21 protein-coding genes are annotated in these 21,956 nt (G+C 42.9%); 10 read left to right on the forward strand and 11 right to left on the reverse strand.

What is annotated here, in order from left to right; all coding sequences use genetic code 11:
- Positions 1-11 precede the first annotated feature (11 nt).
- Entirely contained in the window at positions 12-887 is an 876-nt protein-coding gene (gene atpG, locus PBT90_RS00540; RefSeq protein WP_270131055.1) for an ATP synthase F1 subunit gamma, read from the forward strand.
- 212 nt (positions 888-1,099) lie between these two features.
- Here the strand turns inward: atpG and PBT90_RS00545 are convergent, their stop codons facing one another.
- Genes PBT90_RS00545 through PBT90_RS00570 form a run of 6 tightly spaced genes read right to left on the reverse strand, consistent with a single transcriptional unit; the run spans position 1,100 to position 8,273 of the window.
- Entirely contained in the window at positions 1,100-2,161 is a 1,062-nt protein-coding gene (locus tag PBT90_RS00545) for an HmuY family protein (RefSeq protein ID WP_270131056.1), read from the reverse strand.
- Between the two features lie 22 nt (positions 2,162-2,183).
- Entirely contained in the window at positions 2,184-4,448 is a 2,265-nt protein-coding gene (locus PBT90_RS00550) for a TonB-dependent receptor (protein ID WP_270131058.1), read from the reverse strand.
- A 53-nt stretch (positions 4,449-4,501) separates the two neighbouring features.
- On the reverse strand, positions 4,502-5,548 hold the full coding sequence (locus tag PBT90_RS00555) for a hemin-degrading factor (RefSeq protein WP_270131060.1): 1,047 nt from the start codon (positions 5,546-5,548) through the stop codon (positions 4,502-4,504).
- Positions 5,549-5,550: 2 nt separating this feature from the next.
- Positions 5,551-6,357, reverse strand: coding sequence for a heme ABC transporter ATP-binding protein (locus tag PBT90_RS00560; RefSeq protein WP_455423633.1), 807 nt, complete (start codon positions 6,355-6,357; stop codon positions 5,551-5,553).
- The gene (locus tag PBT90_RS00565; RefSeq protein WP_264808414.1) at positions 6,354-7,412 is read right to left on the reverse strand and encodes a FecCD family ABC transporter permease; all 1,059 of its coding nucleotides are present in this window, start codon (positions 7,410-7,412) and stop codon (positions 6,354-6,356) included. The genes PBT90_RS00560 and PBT90_RS00565 overlap by 4 nt, the downstream gene beginning before the upstream one ends.
- 6 nt (positions 7,413-7,418) lie before the next feature.
- Positions 7,419-8,273: a heme/hemin ABC transporter substrate-binding protein gene (locus PBT90_RS00570; RefSeq protein WP_264808415.1), complete on the reverse strand. Its 855-nt coding sequence runs from the start codon at positions 8,271-8,273 to the stop codon at positions 7,419-7,421.
- A gap of 356 nt (positions 8,274-8,629) precedes the next feature.
- Here PBT90_RS00570 and atpD point away from each other — a divergent pair, with 356 nt between their 5' ends.
- Together atpD and atpC are read left to right on the forward strand one after the other, a co-directional pair.
- Positions 8,630-10,132, forward strand: a complete 1,503-nt coding sequence (atpD, locus tag PBT90_RS00575; protein WP_264808416.1) for a F0F1 ATP synthase subunit beta — start codon at positions 8,630-8,632, stop codon at positions 10,130-10,132.
- 113 nt (positions 10,133-10,245) lie between these two features.
- Positions 10,246-10,491, forward strand: coding sequence for an ATP synthase F1 subunit epsilon (atpC, locus tag PBT90_RS00580; RefSeq protein WP_264808417.1), 246 nt, complete (start codon positions 10,246-10,248; stop codon positions 10,489-10,491).
- A gap of 66 nt (positions 10,492-10,557) precedes the next feature.
- On the opposite strand, the gene PBT90_RS00585 is transcribed toward atpC, so the two are convergent.
- From PBT90_RS00585 to PBT90_RS00595, 3 genes are all read right to left on the reverse strand, one after another.
- A complete protein-coding gene (locus tag PBT90_RS00585; protein WP_264808418.1) occupies positions 10,558-11,670 on the reverse strand; it encodes a hypothetical protein in 1,113 nt (370 codons plus the stop codon).
- Between the two features lie 13 nt (positions 11,671-11,683).
- Positions 11,684-11,899, reverse strand: coding sequence for a hypothetical protein (locus PBT90_RS00590; protein WP_264808419.1), 216 nt, complete (start codon positions 11,897-11,899; stop codon positions 11,684-11,686).
- Positions 11,900-12,209: 310 nt separating this feature from the next.
- Positions 12,210-13,556 carry an alpha-L-fucosidase gene (locus PBT90_RS00595; RefSeq protein ID WP_264808420.1) on the reverse strand — a complete coding sequence of 449 codons (1,347 nt, stop codon included), beginning with the start codon at positions 13,554-13,556 and terminating at the stop codon, positions 12,210-12,212.
- A gap of 142 nt (positions 13,557-13,698) precedes the next feature.
- On the opposite strand from PBT90_RS00595, the gene rpsU reads away from it, so the two are divergent.
- The 4 genes from rpsU to PBT90_RS00615 all read left to right on the forward strand — a co-directional run bounded on the left by rpsU (position 13,699) and on the right by PBT90_RS00615 (position 16,823).
- Complete coding sequence (rpsU, locus tag PBT90_RS00600) at positions 13,699-13,893, forward strand: 30S ribosomal protein S21 (protein WP_264808421.1); 195 nt, start codon at positions 13,699-13,701, stop codon at positions 13,891-13,893.
- 129 nt (positions 13,894-14,022) lie between these two features.
- A complete protein-coding gene (locus PBT90_RS00605) occupies positions 14,023-14,907 on the forward strand; it encodes a tyrosine-type recombinase/integrase (protein ID WP_264808422.1) in 885 nt (294 codons plus the stop codon).
- Positions 14,908-14,942: 35 nt separating this feature from the next.
- Complete coding sequence (locus tag PBT90_RS00610; protein ID WP_264808423.1) at positions 14,943-15,248, forward strand: HPF/RaiA family ribosome-associated protein; 306 nt, start codon at positions 14,943-14,945, stop codon at positions 15,246-15,248.
- 69 nt (positions 15,249-15,317) lie between these two features.
- The gene (locus tag PBT90_RS00615; RefSeq protein WP_270131069.1) at positions 15,318-16,823 is read left to right on the forward strand and encodes an ArnT family glycosyltransferase; all 1,506 of its coding nucleotides are present in this window, start codon (positions 15,318-15,320) and stop codon (positions 16,821-16,823) included.
- Positions 16,824-16,828: 5 nt separating this feature from the next.
- Here the strand turns inward: PBT90_RS00615 and PBT90_RS00620 are convergent, their stop codons facing one another.
- Complete coding sequence (locus PBT90_RS00620; protein WP_270131071.1) at positions 16,829-18,496, reverse strand: ArnT family glycosyltransferase; 1,668 nt, start codon at positions 18,494-18,496, stop codon at positions 16,829-16,831.
- 119 nt (positions 18,497-18,615) lie between these two features.
- Here PBT90_RS00620 and PBT90_RS00625 point away from each other — a divergent pair, with 119 nt between their 5' ends.
- Positions 18,616-19,584, forward strand: a complete 969-nt coding sequence (locus tag PBT90_RS00625) for a glycosyltransferase family 2 protein (protein WP_270131073.1) — start codon at positions 18,616-18,618, stop codon at positions 19,582-19,584.
- Between the two features lie 69 nt (positions 19,585-19,653).
- Positions 19,654-20,493: a lysylphosphatidylglycerol synthase transmembrane domain-containing protein gene (locus PBT90_RS00630; protein WP_264808427.1), complete on the forward strand. Its 840-nt coding sequence runs from the start codon at positions 19,654-19,656 to the stop codon at positions 20,491-20,493.
- A gap of 173 nt (positions 20,494-20,666) precedes the next feature.
- Here PBT90_RS00630 and PBT90_RS00635 read toward each other — a convergent pair whose 3' ends face one another.
- Positions 20,667-21,074: a hypothetical protein gene (locus tag PBT90_RS00635; protein ID WP_264808428.1), complete on the reverse strand. Its 408-nt coding sequence runs from the start codon at positions 21,072-21,074 to the stop codon at positions 20,667-20,669.
- 63 nt (positions 21,075-21,137) lie between these two features.
- On the opposite strand from PBT90_RS00635, the gene pyrF reads away from it, so the two are divergent.
- Complete coding sequence (gene pyrF / locus PBT90_RS00640) at positions 21,138-21,953, forward strand: orotidine-5'-phosphate decarboxylase (protein ID WP_264808429.1); 816 nt, start codon at positions 21,138-21,140, stop codon at positions 21,951-21,953.
- Positions 21,954-21,956 lie beyond the last annotated feature (3 nt).

Consider the following 21,956-nt stretch of genomic DNA (forward strand, 5'->3'; position numbering starts at 1 on the left):
AAGCAAGCAAGATGGCTAACCTCAAGGAAGTAAAGGAACGGATCAATTCGGTAGTCTCCACTCAGCAGATTACCAAAGCCATGAAAATGGTATCCGCCGCTAAGCTTAGAAGAGCACAGGACAAAATCGTGCAGATGCGTCCTTACTCTCAGAAGTTGACCCAAATCCTGAACAATGTATCCGCTTCTTCTGAAGGAGCTTCCGATATCGTTTTTGCTGAAAAGCGTGAAGTGAAAAATGTACTCATCATTCCAGTAACTTCAGACAAGGGACTTTGCGGAGCCTTCAACACGAATATCATCAAAGCTGTCAACGCAGCTATTTCACAGCGTTTTGCCGATAAAAATATTACTATTTTGCCCTTGGGTAAAAAGTCATTTGAAGCATTCAAAAAGCGTGAATTCAATTTAGTGCCTGATTATTATCAGGTCTTTGCAGATCTTACTTTTGACAATGTGAGAAATGCAGCAGAATACGCAATGAACTCCTTTGTAGCTGGTGAGTATGACCAAGTTTATTTGGTGTTCAATGAATTCAAAAATGTGGCTACTCAGCTTGTCCAGGTAGAGCAGTTTTTGCCTATGGCAAAAGAAGACTCTGCTGAAGAAAAAAGCACCGCTGAAGTGGATTACATCCTAGAGCCATCCAGAAAATACATCATCGATGAGTTGGTCCCTACATCTCTGAAAATCCAATTTTACAAAGCTGTTCTCGAAAGCAATGCCTCTGAGCATGGCGCTAGAATGACAGCAATGGATAAGGCTACAGACAATGCCGGAGAATTGCTTAAAGAGCTTCGATTGATGTACAATAGATCACGTCAGGCTGCCATTACCAATGAAATTCTAGAAATTGTTTCCGGTGCCAATGCATTGGAAGCTAGCTAAAAACGATAGACCTACTTTCCAAAACCACAGCTCGAAAGGGTTGTGGTTTTTTTGTGCCCAGTAGAGGATTGTTTACTTTTCTTCATCCTTCCATACAATTTTCAGATTGGGGTACCTGCTCTCTTGATGGGCCTAGGGCTTCTACGGTTCAAAAAAAAACCAAGAACAGCTTTTGCCGCTCCTGGTCTTTCCGAAATTATTGAACCTAATATTTACAATTCTTCAGTCACCAACTCAAATTCGAAGCTTGGCTTGCCTCTTTCTCCGTCTTTTGTCAATGAAAGGAATCTTACTTTGTAAATGTTGTTTTCCGAATCTTTTACTACGTAATATCGATCTTCTTTCACAGCAGGCGAACTGCTAGGTCCTCCACCGGCTCTCCAGTTTGACCCAATTGTAAGTCGATCCGTGCTATTGAATGGTAAGGTTTCGGCATCCTGCACGCTAAAGTTCTCATAAGCAATATCTTCTTCCAATACTTCCGATACAGCACTGCCACCATAGATGTTTTGGTAGATTAAATCTTGAAAAAAGTATGCTAAAGTTCCATTGGTCGCCTGGGGAAATGGGGTAGAAGAAGTGCCAGCTGTCCAGGAAATATCCCATGTGTCTTTGGCTGGTTCTACCTCTACAACGCCGTTTTCAAAACTGAAATAGACGAAATTGTAATCGCTGTCTTTCCCAATGTCAACAGAGGTAAAATCAGTTGCGTCTCCAGCTGCATGCTGTAAGGTATATCCATCTCCATTTCTGATGATTCTGATTTTTTTCCAAGGTTTTGCATCCACTCCACTAGCACCTCTGGAAAGAAAATAAACTTCATTGCTTGCTTCGGTAGCGCTAACGGCAGCAATTGCAGGCTTAGAAAGCGGCATGGAAGGATCGTCCACATGAAGAATCCCTTCCAGATTTGTAAAGCTTAAAACCAAAGCCGCAGAGTCAGCTGCACTCATAGCTGCAGTCGATACTGCGTTGATATCAGTCTCACCTGTGGCTGAAGCCATAGCTCCCGTAGTTCCATTGATCAGAACTTTGAATTCCGATCCTGTGGCAAATGCCAAATCCCATGAGTCCCTGCTTACAGAAGTTTGAGTCCCTTTACTCAAGTCAATAAACGCGGTATTGGGATACGCTGCTCCGCCACCATCTACTTCGATCAGGCCGGATTCTGTTGGTGGTATAATTACCGGTTCTGGATCATCCTCACCGCAGGATGAAAGGAGAGTTACACCTGCAAGGAGGGCTGTAAGTGTTAGAAAATGATACTGTTGCATTGTGTTTAAGTTTGGTAAATAGTTATTGATTTAATTGATAGGTGAGGCCTAGGAAATAGGATCTTCCATAGCCAACAGGTCTTTGGCTTCCGCCTCCATGGGCGTCTCCGCCTTCGGAAGTGCTACTGATTTGTTTTACATCCAGGATGTTTCTTGCTCCGGCATTGACAGAGAGATGCTTCCCAAAATCCTTTTTGAAAGAAATATCCATCCAATGGTACCCGTCCAGCATAATTTCTTTGGCAGACGGGTTCCCCTCAGAGTCAGCTATAGTTTCATAGCCAGGAAGTGCTCCCGTGTATTTGTAGAAGAGAGTTGCGGTGGTTTTCCAGGGCAAAATCTGATAAGTCAAATTCGTGTTGACTTCTGGAGTCCAGCTCATTTCCGGAACTATAGTTTGTTCCTCAGAAAGCAAATTGTACCTGCCGATATAGGAGAAACCCACATTTGCCGAAAGATTCTTAAAGCTTTCTGTATGGTTCAGCGTAAAACCAGCGGTTTTGTATCGCTCCACATTAAAGAGCGTGGTGACTTGAATGTCATTTGGGTCTTGACCGTAAGCGATTCTGTCTTTGACATCATTGTAAAAAGCGCCAAAAACAGTTGAGATTTTCCAAGTTGGATTGAGCTGTGATTTCCAATCTAGTGAGCCGTTAAAACTGTTTGAAGTTTCGGCTTTCAGATCCGGATTTCCGGTGATGCTGTGACTTGCGTCAAAGAAGTTGAAGTGCAATTCACGGATTGATGGCGCTCTAAAGCCATTTGCGTAAGCTACTCTGAGATCCAGATTTTTATTCAGCGCAAACTTGGTGTTCAAAGAAGGTATCAAAGCTGGGGCATCGTAAGCAGAATTCCAGCTTTTGCGTAGACCGGGTTTCATTTTTATTGAGGAAAAAGGCGACCATTCTCCGGATAGGAAGACTGCATAATCTTGAATTCCTCCATTTTCTGTGATTCGCTCTCCCGATCCTTCTTCCAGATTAAGATCGATCCCTGGTTGTAATTTGAATTTGTTAGCTATTTTCCAGTCGCCGATCATTCTCCAGCTGAAACCAGAATATTCGATGGTGGAATTTGCTCCAGGCGCTTGTGACTGGAAATGCTCTCCGGTTCTCACATTACTCACCCAAGTTTCACTCTCTCTAGTGTAATCTGTAAATGCTCCTTGCCAAGTCAAACCGAATTTCTCATTCGTATCCCATCTTCCGCTCAGTCTATGCATCCAGCGGGTAGTGATGAATTCCTGATCCAGCACTTCCAGACGTGCATCAGGCCCATAAGCGAAAACTGTCTCATCCAAGAAGTCCAGCTGATAGTCCAGATTTAGGGATTCCTTACCCCAGCCGGCTTTCAGGTTTAAAAAGTTCTGATCTTTCGGAAGCCATTCATAGTCTCTTCCGGTTTTTTCACCTTTCCACCCTCCGAAATTGTTCTGCGAAAATGATGCGCCGAAATCCCAGTTTATCAATCGAAAGTTTCCAGTCACACTTCTGATATGAGTGCCTTTTCCGTCAAATGGACTGTACTCATTACCGACTGTTTCCTCCTGCACTCTGGCTTTGAGATCAAATTTTTCCCCATCATCAGACTTTGTAATGATATTGATCACACCTGCCAACGCATCAGCGCCATAGACTACAGACATCGGACCTTCTACGATCTCCACCCGCTCGATGCGGTTGATGTCGATTTGATTGATGTTGATCTCATTGGAAGTTCCTTGGCGGCCAACCATAGGAATACCATCGATGAGGACTTTCACATTCTGGCCGGACATTCCAAGCAGTTCCATATTACTGGATCCAAGTGCATTGTCTTGTGAAAAACGGATGCCGAGCTCAGTATTCAAAACTTCTTGAATATTGCTTGGAGCCCGGTTTTGAATGACTTCGGAGCCGATTGTCCGTACTTGATAGACGGATTGCTTGGCAGATTGCGGTTCAAAACTTCCCGTGACTACCACCGTTTCCAGATCGGAAGTGGAGGAGCTTAGGGTGAAGATTTCTGAGCTTTTTCCTGCTGGCCAAGTTGCCCAAAGGGTTTCAAATCCCACCGCTGAGATTTTGAGTTTGCCATCTTTGGGAAACTGAGTAAGCGTGAAATTTCCCTGCTCATCAGCCACTTCTCCTTTACCAATTTCCAGCCAAATCGTAGCGTGGGGAATCCCATCTCCTTTTTCATCCACTACTTTTCCTTTCAAGCCAGTCTGGGCCTCGGTAAATAGTGTAGCGCAAAACAGAAGGCAAAACGTGAGAAGGAAATGTTTATTTAGATCAAATCTATGCATGTGCATAAAATTTTTTGAAATGGCGGAAGTTTTATCCCCCGCCGTATTTTGAATTAAAGGCTATCTACCAATGCTTTCCACTCAGGTTTCTGAGGTAGTCCAGGCTTTCTCAGACCGAAAAACTGAGCGACCATTTCACCTTCTTTGTCGAAAAGCTCCACTGCAGATACCAATCCATCTTCTGTGTTTTTGTGAACGACATAGGCTTTGTCCACTACATTTTCATTTAAATGCATATTGAAATTAGGATCTAGCACATTCAGCCAATCACCCATCTGCCGGATTGTTTGCACTTTGCCCTGGTGGATTTGGATGTTGCCTTTGTTTCCTGCGAAAATCATGATAGGAAGCTTGGTTTCAGCGGCAGTTTGGACGATTTTTCGTGCAGAAAGTCTGTCGATCTCATACGCCCACTTATCATCAATCCACTTTACAGCATCTTGTCTGTTCAGTTTGTACTTGCGAAGCATACCAAAGAAATCATGGGTATCCTTCATCGTTTCCCAGTCTTTGGAGAACCCTTCGAAGTCCAATTTTTCTCTCGAAACGTATTCTGGAGCCGGGAAAGCTTCAAGTTCCAATTCCGCAGATTGTTCAGCGGTTGTATTGTTATTCACCAATTCCTCGTAAGCCTCTGGATTTGATTTTTCCTGCAAGTAAACTTTCATGATCGCCTCACCGGCTTTGTCGAAGTACTGCAAGCTCTTCATAGTACCGCGGGGAGTTTCGGTAGTCACCGCAAAGCCAAATTTCCAACCTGCGAAAAACACACGTTGCTCGATAGGTCCGATCACCGTAGCGATCTTGTGTGGTCCGGCAGCATGCATTTCGATTTTCTGGAATGGGCCTTTATGCTCCAATACACAACCTTCACTTCTGGTCAAGGACATCACCCGGCCGAGTTTTGGGAATTCTTCTAATTGCTCAGTGAAATTATCAGTCAGACGAATCACCTTTGCGCCGATACCGGTCGCTAAAAGTTGAGCTTCCGACACACCAAGTTTGGCAGCCGCATCACGGATTCTAAGTTGTGGTTCAGACTCTTTCAGGTTTTCCCATGCTTGCTTTAAGGATTGTGCGGATTCTTGAATAGTTTCCATGGTTAGGCTTGTTTAAATGTGGGTTGAGATGTGTTTACCTGCGCCGCAGCGGATATGAGCAGACCGCCGGTGACAGGGTTTTGTATTAATTGAATAGGGTGACCGAATACCTGTTCCAGGATTTTTTCCTCCAGAACTTCTTTTACTGTACCTGTTTTGGCAATTATGCCATTTTTCAGCAAAGCAATTTTGTCGGCGTATTGAGCCGCAAGATTCAACTCGTGGAGGATCACCAGGATTCCGATATTTCGGGATTTTAATGTCTGCAGGATTTTCAAAACTGCATGCTGCTGCGCGATGTCCAAACTGGAAGTTGGTTCGTCAAGGAGCAAATACCTGGGGAAAGGCTTTGTCTCCCAGATTTGAACCAGCACTCTCGCCAATTGTACCCGTTGCTTTTCTCCTCCGGAAAGATGGTTGAATACCTGATCTTTCAAGTGAGAAGTATTGGTAGCTTCCAAAACTTCCTTGATTAGTTTTGCAGGCTGTTTTACTTTAGTAGTGATGTGTCCAAGTTCCACTACTTCTTGTACTGTAAATGGAAAATTGACTTGGGTATGCTGTGGCATCACTGCTCTCACGGCTGCGAGTTCACGCGCTTTTAGTTTATTGATTTCATGGCCATTATATCCTACAGAGCCATGCTTGCATTTGATTTCGCCCGAAAGCAATTTGAAGAAAGTGGATTTGCCCGCACCATTTGGTCCTAAAACAGCCAGAATTTCCCCTGGATTCAGCTCCAAACTGACTTCATCTACGATGGGTCTTTGGCGAATGCAAAAATGTACATTAGAAGCTTGAAGCATCAGTTTTTAGTTTTATTTAGGTTGAAAATAAGCCAGATAAAGAAGGGAGCGCCTATCAAGGCGGTGATGACACCTATGGGCATTTCGGCTGGAATTACAATCACTCTAGCGATCAGATCCGCAAAGTTCATCAGTATTGCTCCTAGCAGGAATGAACCCGGAAGTACCAATCTATGATCGGCACCCAAGAGAATTCTGATCAAATGCGGCACGACCAAGCCTACAAAGCCAATCATTCCCACCATGGAAACTCCAACTCCTACGATCAAAGCACTACAAATGAGTAAGCGAACTTTGACTTGCTGCACATTTACGCCCATGTGGAAAGCTTCCTGCTCTCCGAGTGCCAGAGCATTGAGTGGTCTTGAATTGAATAATAATAGAATAGATGGTACTCCTATAAGTATAAGGCTCACCGGGATTTTTGGCCATGTGGCTCCGCCCAAGTCGCCTAAGCTCCAGAAAGTGAAGCTTCGCAAAGCTGAATCATCGGCGAAAAACAAAACCAATCCTATCAATGCCGCTGCCAGTGCATTGATGGCCACACCGGCCAAAATCAATGTGGCAGCATCGGTTCTTCCCTGGGATTTGGATAGTTGATAAACTGCCGTTACACAGATTAATCCGCCAACAAATGCAAAGAGCGGCAATCCCAAAGTTTTGATCCAAGCCAAAGAAGAAACAGTGGGCACCAGTACCATGAAAATCACTGCAAATAAAGCTGAGCCGGTGCTCACTCCTATTAGTCCGGGTTCTACCAAGGGATTTCTGAACATACCTTGCAAAGCGGCTCCGGCTATTCCTAATCCTCCACCTACCAGCAAAGCCATCAGAACGCGAGGCATGCGGATTTGTAGGAGCACATTCGCTTGTTGGACTTCGAAAGTTCCTAATGAGATTCCGATTTGGTCAAGTAAGATCGCAAGGGTCTGTGGAAATGGTATGCTAAATGCACCCAGAGAAAGAGATGCGATTAAAACCAAAACTAGGACCAAACCAAACCCCAATAAGGTGAGGTTTTGACTTTGGATCTTAGTATGACTCAGGGCGAAATTCATAAACTGTTATTGACGAACGGCTTTTGCAAGGTCTAATGCTGCTTTTCCTACTCTTGGACCAAAACCAGAAAGGTACTGTCCGTCAAGTGCGACGATATGGTCTTCTTTGAAGGCTGTGGTTTGATCTATTCCTTGTATTGCTACCAAGCCGTCTTTTCCACCTACGCTTTGGATTCCTGATTCGAAGAATACCAAGAATTCAGGATTCATGGACACCAAAGATTCTGGCGTCATTGGAGCGAATTCATCGAAGCCAGTGGCAATGCCTTTTATTTTCGCCAGCTTAAACATTTCCGATGCGAATGTTTGATCACCAGCGATGAATACCGTCTCCGGACCACGGGCCATGATGAATATTGCTTTGGGCTGGGATTCTTGGGATTCTAAATAAGCATTGAGATCAGCGATATCTGCATCAATACTAGCATTGATTTCCATGCCTTTTTCCTCTGCTTCGAAGAATGCCGAAATATCAGTGACCAGTTTCTTGGTCCCTTCCACGGAAGTAGGTTTGGTGAAAACCTGGATGTTTGTTTGAGCGGCTTTTAGCTGAGTGACTACATCAGGATTCAGGTAGCCCTCTTCTATAAGTACTAGGTCCGGGCCTAAAGCTAGTATGCCCTCTGCTTTGATTTGGTTTCGGTACCCTATGGAGGGAAGATCCTGCATGCTCGAAGGGTAAGTAGAGGTAAGGTCGGTAGCGATGATTTGATCAGTATATCCCAGTGCATGCACTACCTCGGTGATAGTACCTCCTGCGGTAATGATTTTTCTCTCAGTGAGGCTATGCTCCTCCTTTTGGGAAGATGCTGTGCAGGCGGCGATGATCAGCGTGAAAAGGGGCAGGAAACGCTTTAACATTATTTAGATTAAATTTAAATACTATGCAAATGTAGTTTTATCTAGATTGAATCCAAATAAAAAGAGTGTAGAAAATCTCTTTTTTTTAAAAAAATGAGGGAGTGTCCTATATTAAATAGGAGCAGAAAAGTAAAGTAGAAATATGCCCAAACTTACCAGATCACTTTTTGGAAAGCATAACAGGGCCAAAGGCTGCAGACTGTTCAGGGCAGCTTGTTGAAAAACAGAATACTTAGTGCTCATTAATTTTGAGCATAGGGAGATTAATTTCCCAAATATCCTTTGGGATTAGGCATTAATGGTTAATTTTGCGGTCGAATTCAAAAAGCATATCCTTTTTACATTTCAATTATCAAATGGCAAATATTGGAAAGATAACTCAAGTGATCGGGCCCGTAGTGGACGTTTCCTTCGAAGGCGGCAAGCTGCCAAACATCCTTGACGCGGTAGAAGTTACCAAAGAAAATGGCCAAGTGGTCGTAATGGAAGTTCAACAGCACTTGGGTGAAGATCGAGTGAGAACTATTGCAATGGACTCATCCGAAGGGATGGTTCGCGGCATGGAAGTAAAAGATCTAGGACAGCCTATTTCTGTTCCTACCGGAGAAGCAATCAAAGGCCGACTTTTCAATGTGGTGGGTGAAGCAATCGATGGTCTTCCTCAGGTTCCTGCAGGAAAAAGACTACCTATTCATCGCTCTGCGCCAAAATTTGAAGATCTTTCTACCTCTACAGAGGTACTTTATACAGGTATTAAAGTGATTGACTTGATCGAACCTTATGCAAAAGGTGGTAAGATCGGTCTATTCGGCGGTGCAGGTGTAGGTAAAACTGTATTGATTCAGGAGTTGATCAATAACATTGCGAAAGCATACGCCGGTCTATCTGTATTTGCAGGAGTAGGTGAAAGAACAAGAGAAGGAAATGACTTGCTTCGTGAAATGATCGAGTCAGGCATCGTGACTTACGGTGATGACTTTGTGCATAGCCTGGAAGAAGAAGGCGGATGGGATCTTTCCAAAGTAGATTTGAAAAAACTAGAAGACTCAAAAGCAACCTTTGTTTTCGGTCAGATGAATGAGCCTCCAGGGGCTCGTGCACGAGTGGCCTTGACAGGATTGACTTTGGCTGAATATTATAGAGACGGAGAGGGCGATGGTGCAGGTAAGGATATCCTATTCTTTATCGATAACATCTTCCGATTCACTCAGGCAGGTTCTGAAGTATCTGCATTGTTAGGACGTATGCCTTCTGCGGTGGGTTACCAGCCTACATTGGCAACAGAGATGGGTGCCATGCAGGAAAGAATTACTTCGACTAAGAACGGTTCCATTACATCTGTACAAGCAGTATATGTACCTGCGGATGATTTGACTGACCCGGCTCCAGCGACTACTTTCGCTCACTTGGATGCTACTACGGTATTGTCAAGAAAGATTGCAGAGCTAGGAATTTATCCTGCGGTGGATCCTTTGGATTCTACTTCCAGAATTCTTTCCCCAGATATCTTGGGTGAAGAGCATTACGGATGTGCGCAGCGAGTGAAAGAGATTCTTCAGCGTTACAAAGAACTGCAGGATATCATTGCGATCTTGGGTATGGAAGAACTTTCTGAAGAGGATAAGCAAGTGGTACACAGAGCTAGACGTGTACAGCGTTTCCTTTCACAGCCATTCCACGTAGCTGAACAGTTTACAGGGCTGAAAGGTGTGTTGGTAGATATCAAAGACACCATTAAAGGCTTCAACATGATCATGGACGGTGAGTTGGATCACCTTCCCGAGGGAGCTTTCAACTTGGTAGGTAGCATAGAAGATGCGATCGCCAAGGGTGAGAAAATGTTGGCAGAAGTTAAATAAATCAGTTGTAGTTTGTCAGTTTTGGCATCCGACAACTAACAATATTTTACTATTTACCGGAGGCTTTCATTGCCATTTTTCAGAAATGAAGTCTCCAAATGATATAAAACTCCATGCATTTAGAAATCGTCACACCGGACAAAAAAGTATTTCAGGGTGAAGTATCCGAGGCCAGTTTTCCTGGAGCCAATGGAGCATTTCAGGTGCTGAAAAATCACGCTCCTCTCGTTTCGGCTTTGGCAAAGGGAACTGTTTCCTTTACCACTCCTGAAGGAAAGCAATCCATGATCGTGGATGGCGGAGTAGTGGAAGTAAAAGATAATGTGATTGTATTGCTAGCAGAGAAAGTAGTCGCGTAAGCAATTCATCCGAATATATAGAAAAGGTCTCCTGTGTGAATGGGAGACCTTTTCTATTTTTTGGATTCACTTCTCAATGGGTTTTAGGACTGCTCGTTTGATGTATTTATCATCATATTTCATCATGCTGCCTTCGTAGAAATAAAGGGTGTCCTTTATTTCACCTAAAAATCTCCCAAATTGGTCTGGTTTAAAGGTATCAGTAGTTTCATACCAAGTATTGGATTTTTTTTCAAATACGAACAAGTGGGAAGCTGCACTAAAGCTTTTTAAATTTTGATTATTTCTGATCCATGTAGATATATAAATTCTTTTATCGCTTTCGAAGATGTTATCAAAATAATGAGAGGTCGGAAAATCCAAATACCTATCAAAATTAACATTGATTTTTTCCTGAAGGTACTTGGGCTCAAAATCAAAAAATCTACTGGTTATTGGGATTTTCAGTGAGTTTAAAATTTCTCCATCTTCTAGATTGATTTCTTGTAGTTCTCTAGAAGCAGGAAATCCAATCCATAGGGAGTTTATTTCAAAATTTTGTGTGAAAGTTCGATATGGGGATATTGGGCTTTCAAGGTTTTGAAGCTCAACCGGATATTGACCAAATGTGTGTGATAAAGTTCCGTCCTGTGAAAATAAGCCAAATAAATCACCTGATTTTTTATAAAATTCTGGATCGTTATTATCTAAATCTCTGGGATATAGTTCGATAATAAATCCATCATTAGTTTCTTTAAATCCAGACTGGATATAACGTATCATTTTGCTCGATGGAATTTCTAAATTTATTTTACTCCTAAATTCCTTCTTCAAAATATCAAACACCAAAATAGAATTTGATCGGCTATCCAGTATTTTAATAATTGGGTATTCTAAAATTGAAAATGCCGCAGGAATGAAATTAATATCTAATATTTCTCCGTCAGAAATTGCACTGACAATCTCGCCACTTTGAATATTTATTATTGCTATCGAAGATTTTCTATGGCTAGATACAGCCACTAAAGAATCACCGATGAGTTGGATTTGGGAAACTCCCATGAGTTTGTACTCTAAATCATTTATTTGAAGGGAATCAATTTTTATTAAATCTAGAAATTTTTGATTTTCATCTGAAATTTCTCTTTGGCCACAAGAGAAAATAAGTACGAAGAATAACGTGAAATAGCAGCGCTGCATATTATTAAATTACTTAGCAGACAATATATGAACCTGCTCCTTCTTCGTGGTCTTCATCAGCTTCACATTCGAAGTAAGTACATTCACCGCATTCTCTGAAAAAACAACCGAAGTCGTCATAAATTTTAGGGCCGCAAGGGCCTCCTTGAGCCTTCACCGGCTGCACCACCGCAAAACTACCCAAGACCATACCTAGTACGGCAAGGGTTAAAATCATCATTTTTTTCATGATTATTTTGTTTAAGATAAAAGATATTTAAAAAGCTAGCTTAGTTCAAACTGCGTATTTAAAATGAAAAATACAATATTTATCTTCCGTGTTTTGACAAGCGGTTGATTACGATGGGGGGGGTAAAAAATTAGTTTGACAATTTTGGATTTTCAGTCACCGTGCTGATATCCAGCCGTTTCGACATTCTTTGATTTCATTTGAATTTCACGATTTGATAGTGGGAGAGGGAATTTCCCAATTCAGAATATCGAATGATGAATGTTGAACTCCGAATATAGAAGTAATCCCACTTTCAGGAAAGAATTCTTTAATTACTCTCAATCACCTGGCCTTTTTCACGATAAAGATCCACAGGGCCATCCAGTAATACGGCGATTACGGTAATGTCTTTGTCATAGACATTATCAGGGATGTCGATGTACTTCATGCCTGGTACAGCACTCCAGTACATTTTTCCCACTTCACGGGATTGGAGTTTGGTGCCGTTTCCGACTACCCAAACTCGTTGGATTTTGTTTTTCAGGCCTTTGATTGCTAATGATTCATTGACCTTGTAGTCGAGGTAGATGTAAAGAATCGTTTTGTCCTCAGAAAGTGTGGTCGGCGCGTAGACATGACCGTCCGGAATGCCAGCCTGCGTATCGTAGATTGCTGACTCATGCTTACTGGTCCAGCGACCAAATTCATTTAGGATGTTTACAGCTTGCTCGGGAATGGTGCCATCTGGCTTTGGACCGAAGTCCATTAGGAGATTTCCTCCCATGTGAAGGCAGTCGACAAAAATTCTAAGCAGTTCACTTGGACTTTTATATTGGTGATCATTTCCCTGATATCCCCAGCTGTTGTTCATGGTCATGCAGAGTTCCCAGTACTCACTGGACGGCCTGCTCACCGGCACACCTTGCTCAGGAGTGTCATAGTCCCCAAAGCCTTTGCCTAGACGCGAATTGATAATCAAGTTTGGGTTGTAGCCCAAAAGTTTTTCCTTGAGTTCGGCACTTTTCCATTCCTCCGGCTTGTGTTCCCAATCCCCGTCAAACCAATAAAGGTCTGGATCGTATTGTGTAGAGAGTTCTTCGAGCTGTTGGAAGTTAAAGTCTACGAATTTCTGAAAACGCACCGGATCATTCTTATAGCGGTAGGTTGTACGGGTTTTACGGTCATAATCAGGATGTGACCAGTCCAAGACAGAGTAGTAGATGCCTTTCTTGATCCCTTCCTTTTCCAATGCTTCCATCAGGGGCCCTACTAGATCTTTTCCGGCTGGTGTCTTTTTGACTACAGAGAGCTCAGATGCCTTGGTGTCCCAAAGCGCCACTCCATCATGATGCTTAGCGGTAAGAACGGCGTATTTTGCCCCGCTGCTTTTGATGAGTTTTGCCCACTTTTCTGGATCATATTTCGAAGCGGTGAATCCGTCCAATTGCTTCATATAGTCTTCATAGCTGATGTAGTCATTGAAAAAGGACCAGGATTCGTCTATGCCGTTTACTGAGTAGATTCCCCAGTGGATGAAGATTCCGAGTTTAGCATCTTCGAACCATTCCATTTTCTCAGGATTTTCTTGAGAGAATGCAGGTTTGCTAAGAGTTATAGCCAAAACTAGCGCTAGGGCGAATTTAAACAGTCGCTGAAGTTGAGTAGGGGTATTCACGGGTAAAAGGTTTTCTGTTCGGATATAAAATTAGGTAAATCGCCCTAATAATCAAGTATGATCAAGAGGTTTATTTCTTTTTAGGCTATTGTATTTAAAATAATATCCATACCTTTGTGCCCACGAAAGGGGGTGTATAGATATGATCATAGTTAACGTAAAAGAGAACGAATCAATCGAGAAAGCGCTGAAGCGTTTCAAAAAGAAGTTTGACAAGACTGGTGCAGTCCGTGAACTTCGTGCGAGACAGGCTTTCACTAAGCCTTCTATCAAGAGAAGAGCACAAGTAATCAAAGCAGCTTACAAGCAGCATCTTCAAGAAGAGGCTAACAAATAAGCTGAATTGATTTTCAGATATCAAACGCACTTGCTTTCGGGCAGGTGCGTTTTTTTATGCCCTTTTGTGAATGCGGTCATCCTAGAATTACTTTTTTTCTCCTAACTTATCTCCGGAGATACCTGAAGCATGATCGATTCCTTTGCCAATTATTTAGAATTTGAGAAAAAAAGTAGCCCGCATACTGTGGAGGCATACCGTCGGGATTTGACCCAGTTTGAGGAGTTTTTGGAGCTTTCTTTTGAAAAAAATGAAATTTCTGAAGCTGAGCATCCCGAGCTTAGGGCATGGGTGATCGATCTGGTAGAGAGTGGGTTGAGTACTACCTCGGTAAACCGGAAAATTGCCACGCTGAGGTCGTATTACAAGTTTTTGCTCAGATCACGGATCATTTCCGCCGACCCAACGTATAAGTTAAAAGCACTTAAAAACCCGAAAAAACTTCCCGAGTTTGTGCAGGAAGAGACGATTATTGCCGTTTTAGAGGAAAGCGTTTACGAACCCACATTTGAAGGTCAGCGGGACCGAATGGTGATGGAATTTCTTTATCTCACCGGAGTCCGTCTTTCTGAGTTGGTAAACTTAAGGTGGTCAGACATCAATCTGATTGAAGAATCGGTGAAAGTGCTGGGCAAAAGGAAAAAAGAAAGAATAATTCCTATTACAAAAGGACTAAAACAGAATATTTTGCTGTACAAAAAAGTATTTGAAGAAACATTTTCTAAAGTAGGCCAAAGTGAGTATTTTATTGTCAGCAATCAACAAAAGCAAAGTTACCCTATGATGATTTTTCGCATCGTCAGGAAGTATTTGGATCTTTTTGCGCAGACTACCAAGCGCAGTCCACACGTTTTGAGGCATACCTTTGCTACTCACCTACTCAATAAAGGCGCTGACCTGAATGCTGTCAAAGATCTGCTAGGCCATGCAAATCTGGCGGCCACTCAAGTGTACACGCACAATTCCATGGAAAAACTTAAGGCTGTGTTTGAACAGGCACATCCGAAAGCATAAATAAATTAGTTGTTCACCATTAAATGCAAATCAATATGAAACTGCAGATGCACTCCATCCATTTTGACGCCGATCGAAAATTGATCGACTTTATTCAGAAAAAAGCTGACAAACTGGATACATACTATGATCAGATCATAGACGGTGAGGTTTTTTTGAGGTTAGATAAAAATGACAGTAACGCAAATAAGATTGTGGAGATCAAAATGAACGTACCCGGAAAGCAGTTTTTCACCAAAAGCCAATCGGATTCTTTTGAGGCCGCTTCAGATGATGCTATAGAAGGGCTGCGGCGTCAAATCAAGAAATACAAAGAAAAAGTAGTGCTGGCTAAGCAGTAATTACCAAGCATACCTAAATTTGGGGCACCTTTCACGCATGAAAGGTGCTTTTTTTATGATTATTCGAAAATGCAAAAGACCCCCAACTATACTTTATACTTTTGGCTAGTCACCTTCGGGATGGTTTTGGCTAAGATTTTATTCACTTTGAGGCCAGAAATAGACCTGTTTACAGAGGAAGCACAATATTGGCTTTGGTCCCAGAATATGGCCTGGCATTATTATTCCAAGCCTCCTTTGGTGGCCGTTCTCAACTACCTGAGTACTGCAGTAATGGGAAATACAGAACTGGGCGTTCGTATTAATGCCATCCTGTGCGGAGCGGGGATGTCTTGGGTGGTATTCCTTTTTGGGCAAAGGCTCTATTCTCCCAAAGTAGGTTTCTGGGCAGCGATGATTTTGCAGGCTATGCCCCTGTGGTGGCTTGCATCTACCTTTCACATGACCGATAGCGCGCTCTCGTTCTTTTGGATTTTGGCGGTTTATCTCGCTTACCGGGGTATAGAGGAAAGCAAATTGAAATACTGGGTCTGGGCTGGGATGGCTTCTGCTTTAGGTTTGATGGCCAAAATGGTCATGATTTTGATTTTTCCATTTCTGTTGCTTTTTCTGATTTATGCTAAGCAATGGAAGGAGCAAAGGAGTTTTTATCTGGTTTTTTTAGGCATTAGTTTGATAGGATTTGCGCCTATGCTGATCTGGAACTGGCAAAATGATTTTTATACTTTCAAACATTTGGCGGCACTCAGCGGAGGTGGAGGTGGGACTGCACCCTTTGATTTTGGGAAAGCGCTGAAGCAGTTTTTTGAATATGTGGGTGGTCAGCTGGCGATGGTTTCGGTGTTTGTGCTTCCGGTCTTTGCAGGCTTTGTGATCCGATCTCGCTTTTATGCCCGGAGAAAATCAATTTACCTGGTGCTTGCTCCGGTTATGTCCTGGGCCGGTTTTGCATTTCTGAGTTTTCTGACCTCCATAGAGGTGAACTGGCCGGTGTTTGCTTATAGCTCTCTGGCAATTGCTTTGGCAGCCTGGGTCTGTGAGCAAAAGCCGCTTTGGATAAAACTCAGAAACTGGGGGATAGGGCTGAGCATTGCATTGCCGCTGCTGTTTATACTGCCGGATGTTACATTTCTGAAAACTGTGAAGCCTATCAAAAAAGCCGAGAAATCTGCTTTTCGAAGAATGGCCGGCTACGATCCATTAGCTGCTAGGCTGCAAACCCTGAGGGATAGTTTGGAACTACAGGATGCCTTTATTTTTTCAGAAACCTATCATATGGCTTCCGAGCTTTCGTTTTACTTGCCAGACCATCCTCAAACGTACATGTTAAACATGGGAGCCAGGAAAAATCAGTTTGACCTATGGCCTGGGCTGGAGCAGTTTCTTGGAGAAGAAAAAGTGGGGATTTTTGTGAGTTGGAACTATGATTCTCCTGGGGATTTTGCAAGCTTCAGGGAGTTGATCTATGAGGAAGAATTGCCGGTTTCCTTCCGTGGTGAGCCATTGCGAGTAGCTACGATACAGGTATGGAGAAAGCTAGAAACCTTTGATCCTTATAGGCCAGACACCTATTGAGTGAATCACTCCCCCCTTCTTTCCAGCCAATAGTATTTCTGCCCTTTCTCTTCGAGGATTTGATTGAACTCCTCACTTCCTGCCTGTAGTAAAAGGTCTGGGATGGCTCTGGATGCCCAGTTCAGGGAAGCTACTTTCTTTTGAAAGCCCGAGGCATCTATGGAGTCTAGGTATCTGTCCTCGATGATCAGCCGGTCATAATTCTTGATTTCTGATCGAAATCCATAGCGCGGCAAATCAATCATTTGAAAATCTGTGCCCAGTCCGATTCTGATCTTACTGCTGGTGTGCAAGTTTCCTAGGAATCCTATTTGTTCTTCAGGAGAAATTTTTTCCCGAGCGGCGAATGCTTTCACTTGCTGCCCTTGATCAGGCAAGGAGATCTGAAAGGTTCCCGTAGAAATCATAAAGAAAAGCAGCATAAAACCATAGGATATGGCTTTGGGAAGTTTCGTGTTATTCAGTGTGAGCTGCCCCAAATAAAGCAAAAAGATTCCTCCGACTGCCAGCTGTACATAGATCCAGAGTGGAGCCCCGAGATTACTATTTAGCCAAAGACTAAAAAGCAAAATGATGGTGTTCAATATCAGGAAGAACCAACTCGCGATTTTTAGACCTCGGGTTCTTTGCTCAAAGTTTGCATTCATTAAAATCCACGCGATAAGAATGGCTAAAACCGGAGCTACAGGGAGTAAGTAACGTTCGTAAAATTTGCTGGTCATGGCACCCATTCCTAAAATGGCCAGTCCCCATAGTATAGCAAACCAGAAAAATGTAGGGGCTTCTTTTCTGGTTTCCAAGACGGATGATTTAACCTTTTTCCAGCCAAATAGAACCCAGGGTAAAAAAATCAAAATCAGGATAAAAAAGGCCAAAAAGCCATTTTGAATAATCAACAGGTATCGAGAAGCCACACGGGTTCCTACCTGATCATGTAGAAAACTGTCTAAATAAGTGGGACCATGGATTTTCCACATGGCCACAAACCAAAACAAGGCAACGAAGACAGCGGCTGAGATTGAAGGAATGTGAAAAATGGTGTTGAATGAAATCTTCTTCCAAGGGTTTACCAGCAAGTAAATTAATCCTATGCCTCCGAGAGCAGCAGCTGGGAGGCCTTTTACTTCAAAAGCCAGAGCCAGGCTGAGATAGAGTATCCAAAGGTATTTTTTGGGTACGGCATCACCGAAGCGAATCAAAGCAGCAAAGCCCAGCGCACTAGCGGTCATGGTCATGACCAAAAGAATATCTGGAATGGATCGTGTAGCACTGAATATCAGGACTGGGTTAGAGGCCATGATCAATCCCGACAGTCCGGCTACTTTTTCGTTTTGGGTGAGTATTTTTGCTGTGGCAAAGGTCAACCCAACTGTAAGTGCTCCCGCGATCAGGAAGAAAAAACGGGAGGCGAAGGGAGTGACTCCAAAGATCTTGAACCCCACCAGCACAGTCCAATATGTCGCAATCGGTTTTTTGAACCGTAGTTCGCCGCTGCCCAGATAAGTGGTGAGATAATCTCCGTTTTGGAGCATTTTTACTGCAGCGTCCGTGTAGTACATTTCATCCGGATAGTGCATGTGAAAGCTGAGCGCAAATGGTCCAACTAAAATGACGAAGGCAAGCATAACCACCCAAGGGCTTATTTTGTATTGGTGCGCAGTTTCTATCTCCATAGCTCAAAGATAAGCTGATTGAAGAGTTTGAAGCTAGCTTAGCCTCATTGTCTAGTTCAAAATCCGTGTTTTTTTGTGCCCCGAAGTATTTTGGCGTATTTTTGATGAAATTTTAGCACATGAGCAAGCCCCTTATTTCAGTTGTCATCACGGTGTATAACGAAGAGGATAACATAAAACCTCTTTTGGAAGCCACCTATTCTGCTTTGGAAGAAATAGACTATGAAGTAATCCTGATCGAAGATGGATCTACTGATAGAACCGTGGCGGAGGTGAAAAAATATGCCAATAGCCGCACCAAGCTGATTATTTTCAACAGGAATTTTGGGCAAACCACCGCTCTTGCCGCTGGTATCGATATGGCGATCGGAGAGTACATAGCCACTATGGATGGAGATCTTCAAAACGACCCTACGGATATTCCTGTGATGCTTCAAAAGGCTATGGACGAGGAGTGGGATGTGGTAGCAGGTCGGCGAGCTAACCGAAAAGATGGGTTTGTGCTGCGCAAAATCCCCAGTAAAATTGCCAACTGGGTAATCAGAAATACCACTAAAGTCTATCTCAATGATTACGGCTGTACACTCCGGGTATACAAAGCCGAAATTGCCCAAGGTATGGGGCTATACGGAGAGCTGCATCGATTCATTCCTGTTCTGGCAAAACAGCAGGGAGCCCGCATGACAGAAATGGATGTGAAACACCATCCGCGGATTCATGGAGAATCCAAATATGGACTGAGCCGCACTTTTAAAGTGATGTCAGATTTGATTCTGATGTTGTTTTTTCAAAAGTATTTTCAGCGTCCTATTCACCTGTTCGGAGGGATTGGCATCATTGCATTTTTGATCGGCTTCCTGATAAATCTCTATTTATTGGTGCTGAAAATCATGGGAGATGATATCTGGGGTAGGCCAATTATGATTTTAGGATTCATACTGGTTCTGGGTGGAATCCAGTTTATCACCACAGGGATCATAGCAGAAATTATAGTTAGGACTTATTTTGAATCCCAGGACAAAAAGACCTACACCATCAAATCTGTTTATCAGGGTGTAGAAGAACCTGAAGTGAAATTATCCGAGTAAATCGCATCTCATAGCTATTCAATTTTGGCGAAAACAGCGAGCTCTCTTAAAAAGAAACTAACAACTGCCTTGAAGCTGGTTTTGACCGGCTTGGCGTTGTTTCTGGTATTTCGCAAAATCGACACCGACCAGCTTTGGCAAATCACCAAAACCATCCACTGGCTCTGGCTCCTGCCAGCAGTATTGACTTTTGTGCTGAGCAAGGTTTTTACTGCTTTTCGACTGAATCTGTATTTCAAAAACACCCAACTATATATTTCAGAAAAGCTCAATTTAAAGCTTTATCTGATCGGGATGTTTTATAACCTCTTTCTTCCCGGTGGAATTGGCGGTGATGGTTACAAGGTTTATTTATTGAACAAGCACTTTCAGACTCCTGTCAAGTCACTGGTTCAAGCAGCGCTGCTGGATCGATTGGGGGGATTGGTAGCGATTGTTTTTTTATTGCTGGCAATGGTGCTTCCTGTGGATTTAAGTTTGCCATTTGTATCAGATGTACCTTGGGAGCTGCTAATAGTTGGGGCTGCTTTGCTAGTGTTTCCGGTTTTTTGGTTGGTACAAAAACTCATGTTTAAGGTATTTCTTCCTTCTTTTTGGAAAGCCAATGCCTGGTCGATGGCTGGCCAATTGGCTCAATTGATTTGTGCCTATTTTATCCTTAAAAGCCTGGGAGTGGCAGAGAATTTTCTAGCCTATCAATTGGTGTTTTTACTCTCCTCCATTGTAGCAGTACTGCCTTTGACTATAGGTGGAGTGGGTGCCCGGGAACTGGTTTTCGTCTATGCGCACACCTATGCTGGCATAGACGAGTCCATCGCTGTCGCTTTCAGTCTGATCTTTTTCTTGATCACAGCACTGGTTTCTCTGGCAGGGGCTATGATTTCAATTAATTTTGATCAAAATAGTTAAACAGTTGTTTTTCAATGGGATGCTTGTACGAGATTTGATATTGAAACTGCAAGAATTGATGCCTGATTTTCCGGCAATTGCTATTCTTGGTCCATGGCAAGTTGGTAAAACTACTATGGCGCAGGAGTTCGTAGAAACCATTGCTGCTCTATCTACTTATCAGGATCTTGAATTCACTTTTCCAAAACCGCATCATAAGGGAAATAAAACTGGCCCTCAGCACCTGTCACCTCCCATTTTATTCGGTTTTTATCCGCAAGGACGGTTAGTTTAATCTTAGAAACAGACTCGGAATAGGCACTTTTGATGATTCCTGTTAAGATATTTTCCTCCTTACTTTTCAGCCGGATGGAAATTTCTTCTGCACAATCCATTCTTCCTCCATTGTAATAAACTCCGCAATGTGTTCCTACAAAATCATAGGAATTTGGCGAATCCGGATTTGCTACATTCTTCCAAAGTTCAATCTCAAAACTTCTGTCCCCGGGAGCATCTACCCATGACCAATGCCCGGCAATACGCTGTCCCATAGCCATGGGAATGATCATAAATAGTGTAATTGTAAGTAGTGAGAATCTCATAAATCGGTTTTTTCCAAAAATAGCTAATCCTCTTTTCTTACCTTTGCCAAAACTCTATCATCCATGAACCGAGCAGCGCTTTTCTCTGAAATCAAACAAAAATCTTCCTTCCTGTGTGTGGGCTTAGATCCAGATCTGTCAAAGATACCCAAGCACCTATTGCAGGAGAAAGATCCTATTTTCAGTTTTTGCCGTGCGATCATAGAAGAGACAGCTGAGTTTGCAGTGGCCTACAAGCCTAATATTGCCTTTTTTGAAGCGCTGGGGCCAAAGGGATGGGAAACACTTCAGAAAGTGGAGGAGATCATTCCAAGGGAGATTTTTACCATTGCAGATGCTAAAAGGGGGGATATTGGAAATACTTCCAAGCTTTACGCGAAGGCATTTTTTGAGAAAATGAATTTTGATTCCGTGACTGTAGCTCCTTATATGGGGGCGGACAGCGTCACCCCTTTTTTGGAATTTGAAGGCAAATGGGTAATTCTTCTGGCATTGACTTCTAATGCCGGATCCATGGATTTTCAGCTGATTAAGGATGAAAAGGGTAAACCATTTTACCAGTCAGTCTTGGAGAAAAGCCAAAGCTGGGGCACTCCTGAGAATATGATGTATGTAGTGGGTGCCACTAGAGGAGAGTTAATCGCAGAGGTACGAAAAGTAGTTCCCGATAATTTTTTCTTAGTGCCAGGTGTGGGAGCTCAGGGAGGCAGTTTGGAGGAGGTGGCGAAATATGGGATGAATGCTACTTGCGGACTTTTGGTAAATTCCAGCCGGGGGATTATCTATGCTTCTGGTGAAAAGGATTTTGCGAAAGCAGCTAGAATGGAAGCTCAAAAGCTACAGGCAGAAATGAAACGTTTATTGGACATATATTTATGAGCG

The sequence above is a fragment of the Algoriphagus sp. TR-M9 genome (assembly GCF_027594545.1).
GTDB classification, from domain to species: Bacteria; Bacteroidota; Bacteroidia; order Cytophagales; family Cyclobacteriaceae; genus Algoriphagus; species Algoriphagus halophytocola.

Coding starts and splice junctions, on each gene's coding strand:
- atpG (WP_270131055.1), top strand. CDS start 12: ATGGCTAACCTCAAGGAAGTAAAGGAACGGATCAATTCGGTAGTCTCC.
- PBT90_RS00545 (WP_270131056.1), bottom strand. CDS start 2,161: ATGCAACAGTATCATTTTCTAACACTTACAGCCCTCCTTGCAGGTGTA.
- PBT90_RS00550 (WP_270131058.1), bottom strand. CDS start 4,448: ATGCATAGATTTGATCTAAATAAACATTTCCTTCTCACGTTTTGCCTT.
- PBT90_RS00555 (WP_270131060.1), bottom strand. CDS start 5,548: ATGGAAACTATTCAAGAATCCGCACAATCCTTAAAGCAAGCATGGGAA.
- PBT90_RS00565 (WP_264808414.1), bottom strand. CDS start 7,412: ATGAATTTCGCCCTGAGTCATACTAAGATCCAAAGTCAAAACCTCACC.
- PBT90_RS00570 (WP_264808415.1), bottom strand. CDS start 8,273: ATGTTAAAGCGTTTCCTGCCCCTTTTCACGCTGATCATCGCCGCCTGC.
- atpD (WP_264808416.1), top strand. CDS start 8,630: ATGGCAAATATTGGAAAGATAACTCAAGTGATCGGGCCCGTAGTGGAC.
- atpC (WP_264808417.1), top strand. CDS start 10,246: ATGCATTTAGAAATCGTCACACCGGACAAAAAAGTATTTCAGGGTGAA.
- PBT90_RS00585 (WP_264808418.1), bottom strand. CDS start 11,670: ATGCAGCGCTGCTATTTCACGTTATTCTTCGTACTTATTTTCTCTTGT.
- PBT90_RS00590 (WP_264808419.1), bottom strand. CDS start 11,899: ATGAAAAAAATGATGATTTTAACCCTTGCCGTACTAGGTATGGTCTTG.
- rpsU (WP_264808421.1), top strand. CDS start 13,699: ATGATCATAGTTAACGTAAAAGAGAACGAATCAATCGAGAAAGCGCTG.
- PBT90_RS00605 (WP_264808422.1), top strand. CDS start 14,023: ATGATCGATTCCTTTGCCAATTATTTAGAATTTGAGAAAAAAAGTAGC.
- PBT90_RS00610 (WP_264808423.1), top strand. CDS start 14,943: ATGAAACTGCAGATGCACTCCATCCATTTTGACGCCGATCGAAAATTG.
- PBT90_RS00615 (WP_270131069.1), top strand. CDS start 15,318: ATGCAAAAGACCCCCAACTATACTTTATACTTTTGGCTAGTCACCTTC.
- PBT90_RS00620 (WP_270131071.1), bottom strand. CDS start 18,496: ATGGAGATAGAAACTGCGCACCAATACAAAATAAGCCCTTGGGTGGTT.
- PBT90_RS00625 (WP_270131073.1), top strand. CDS start 18,616: ATGAGCAAGCCCCTTATTTCAGTTGTCATCACGGTGTATAACGAAGAG.
- PBT90_RS00635 (WP_264808428.1), bottom strand. CDS start 21,074: ATGAGATTCTCACTACTTACAATTACACTATTTATGATCATTCCCATG.
- pyrF (WP_264808429.1), top strand. CDS start 21,138: ATGAACCGAGCAGCGCTTTTCTCTGAAATCAAACAAAAATCTTCCTTC.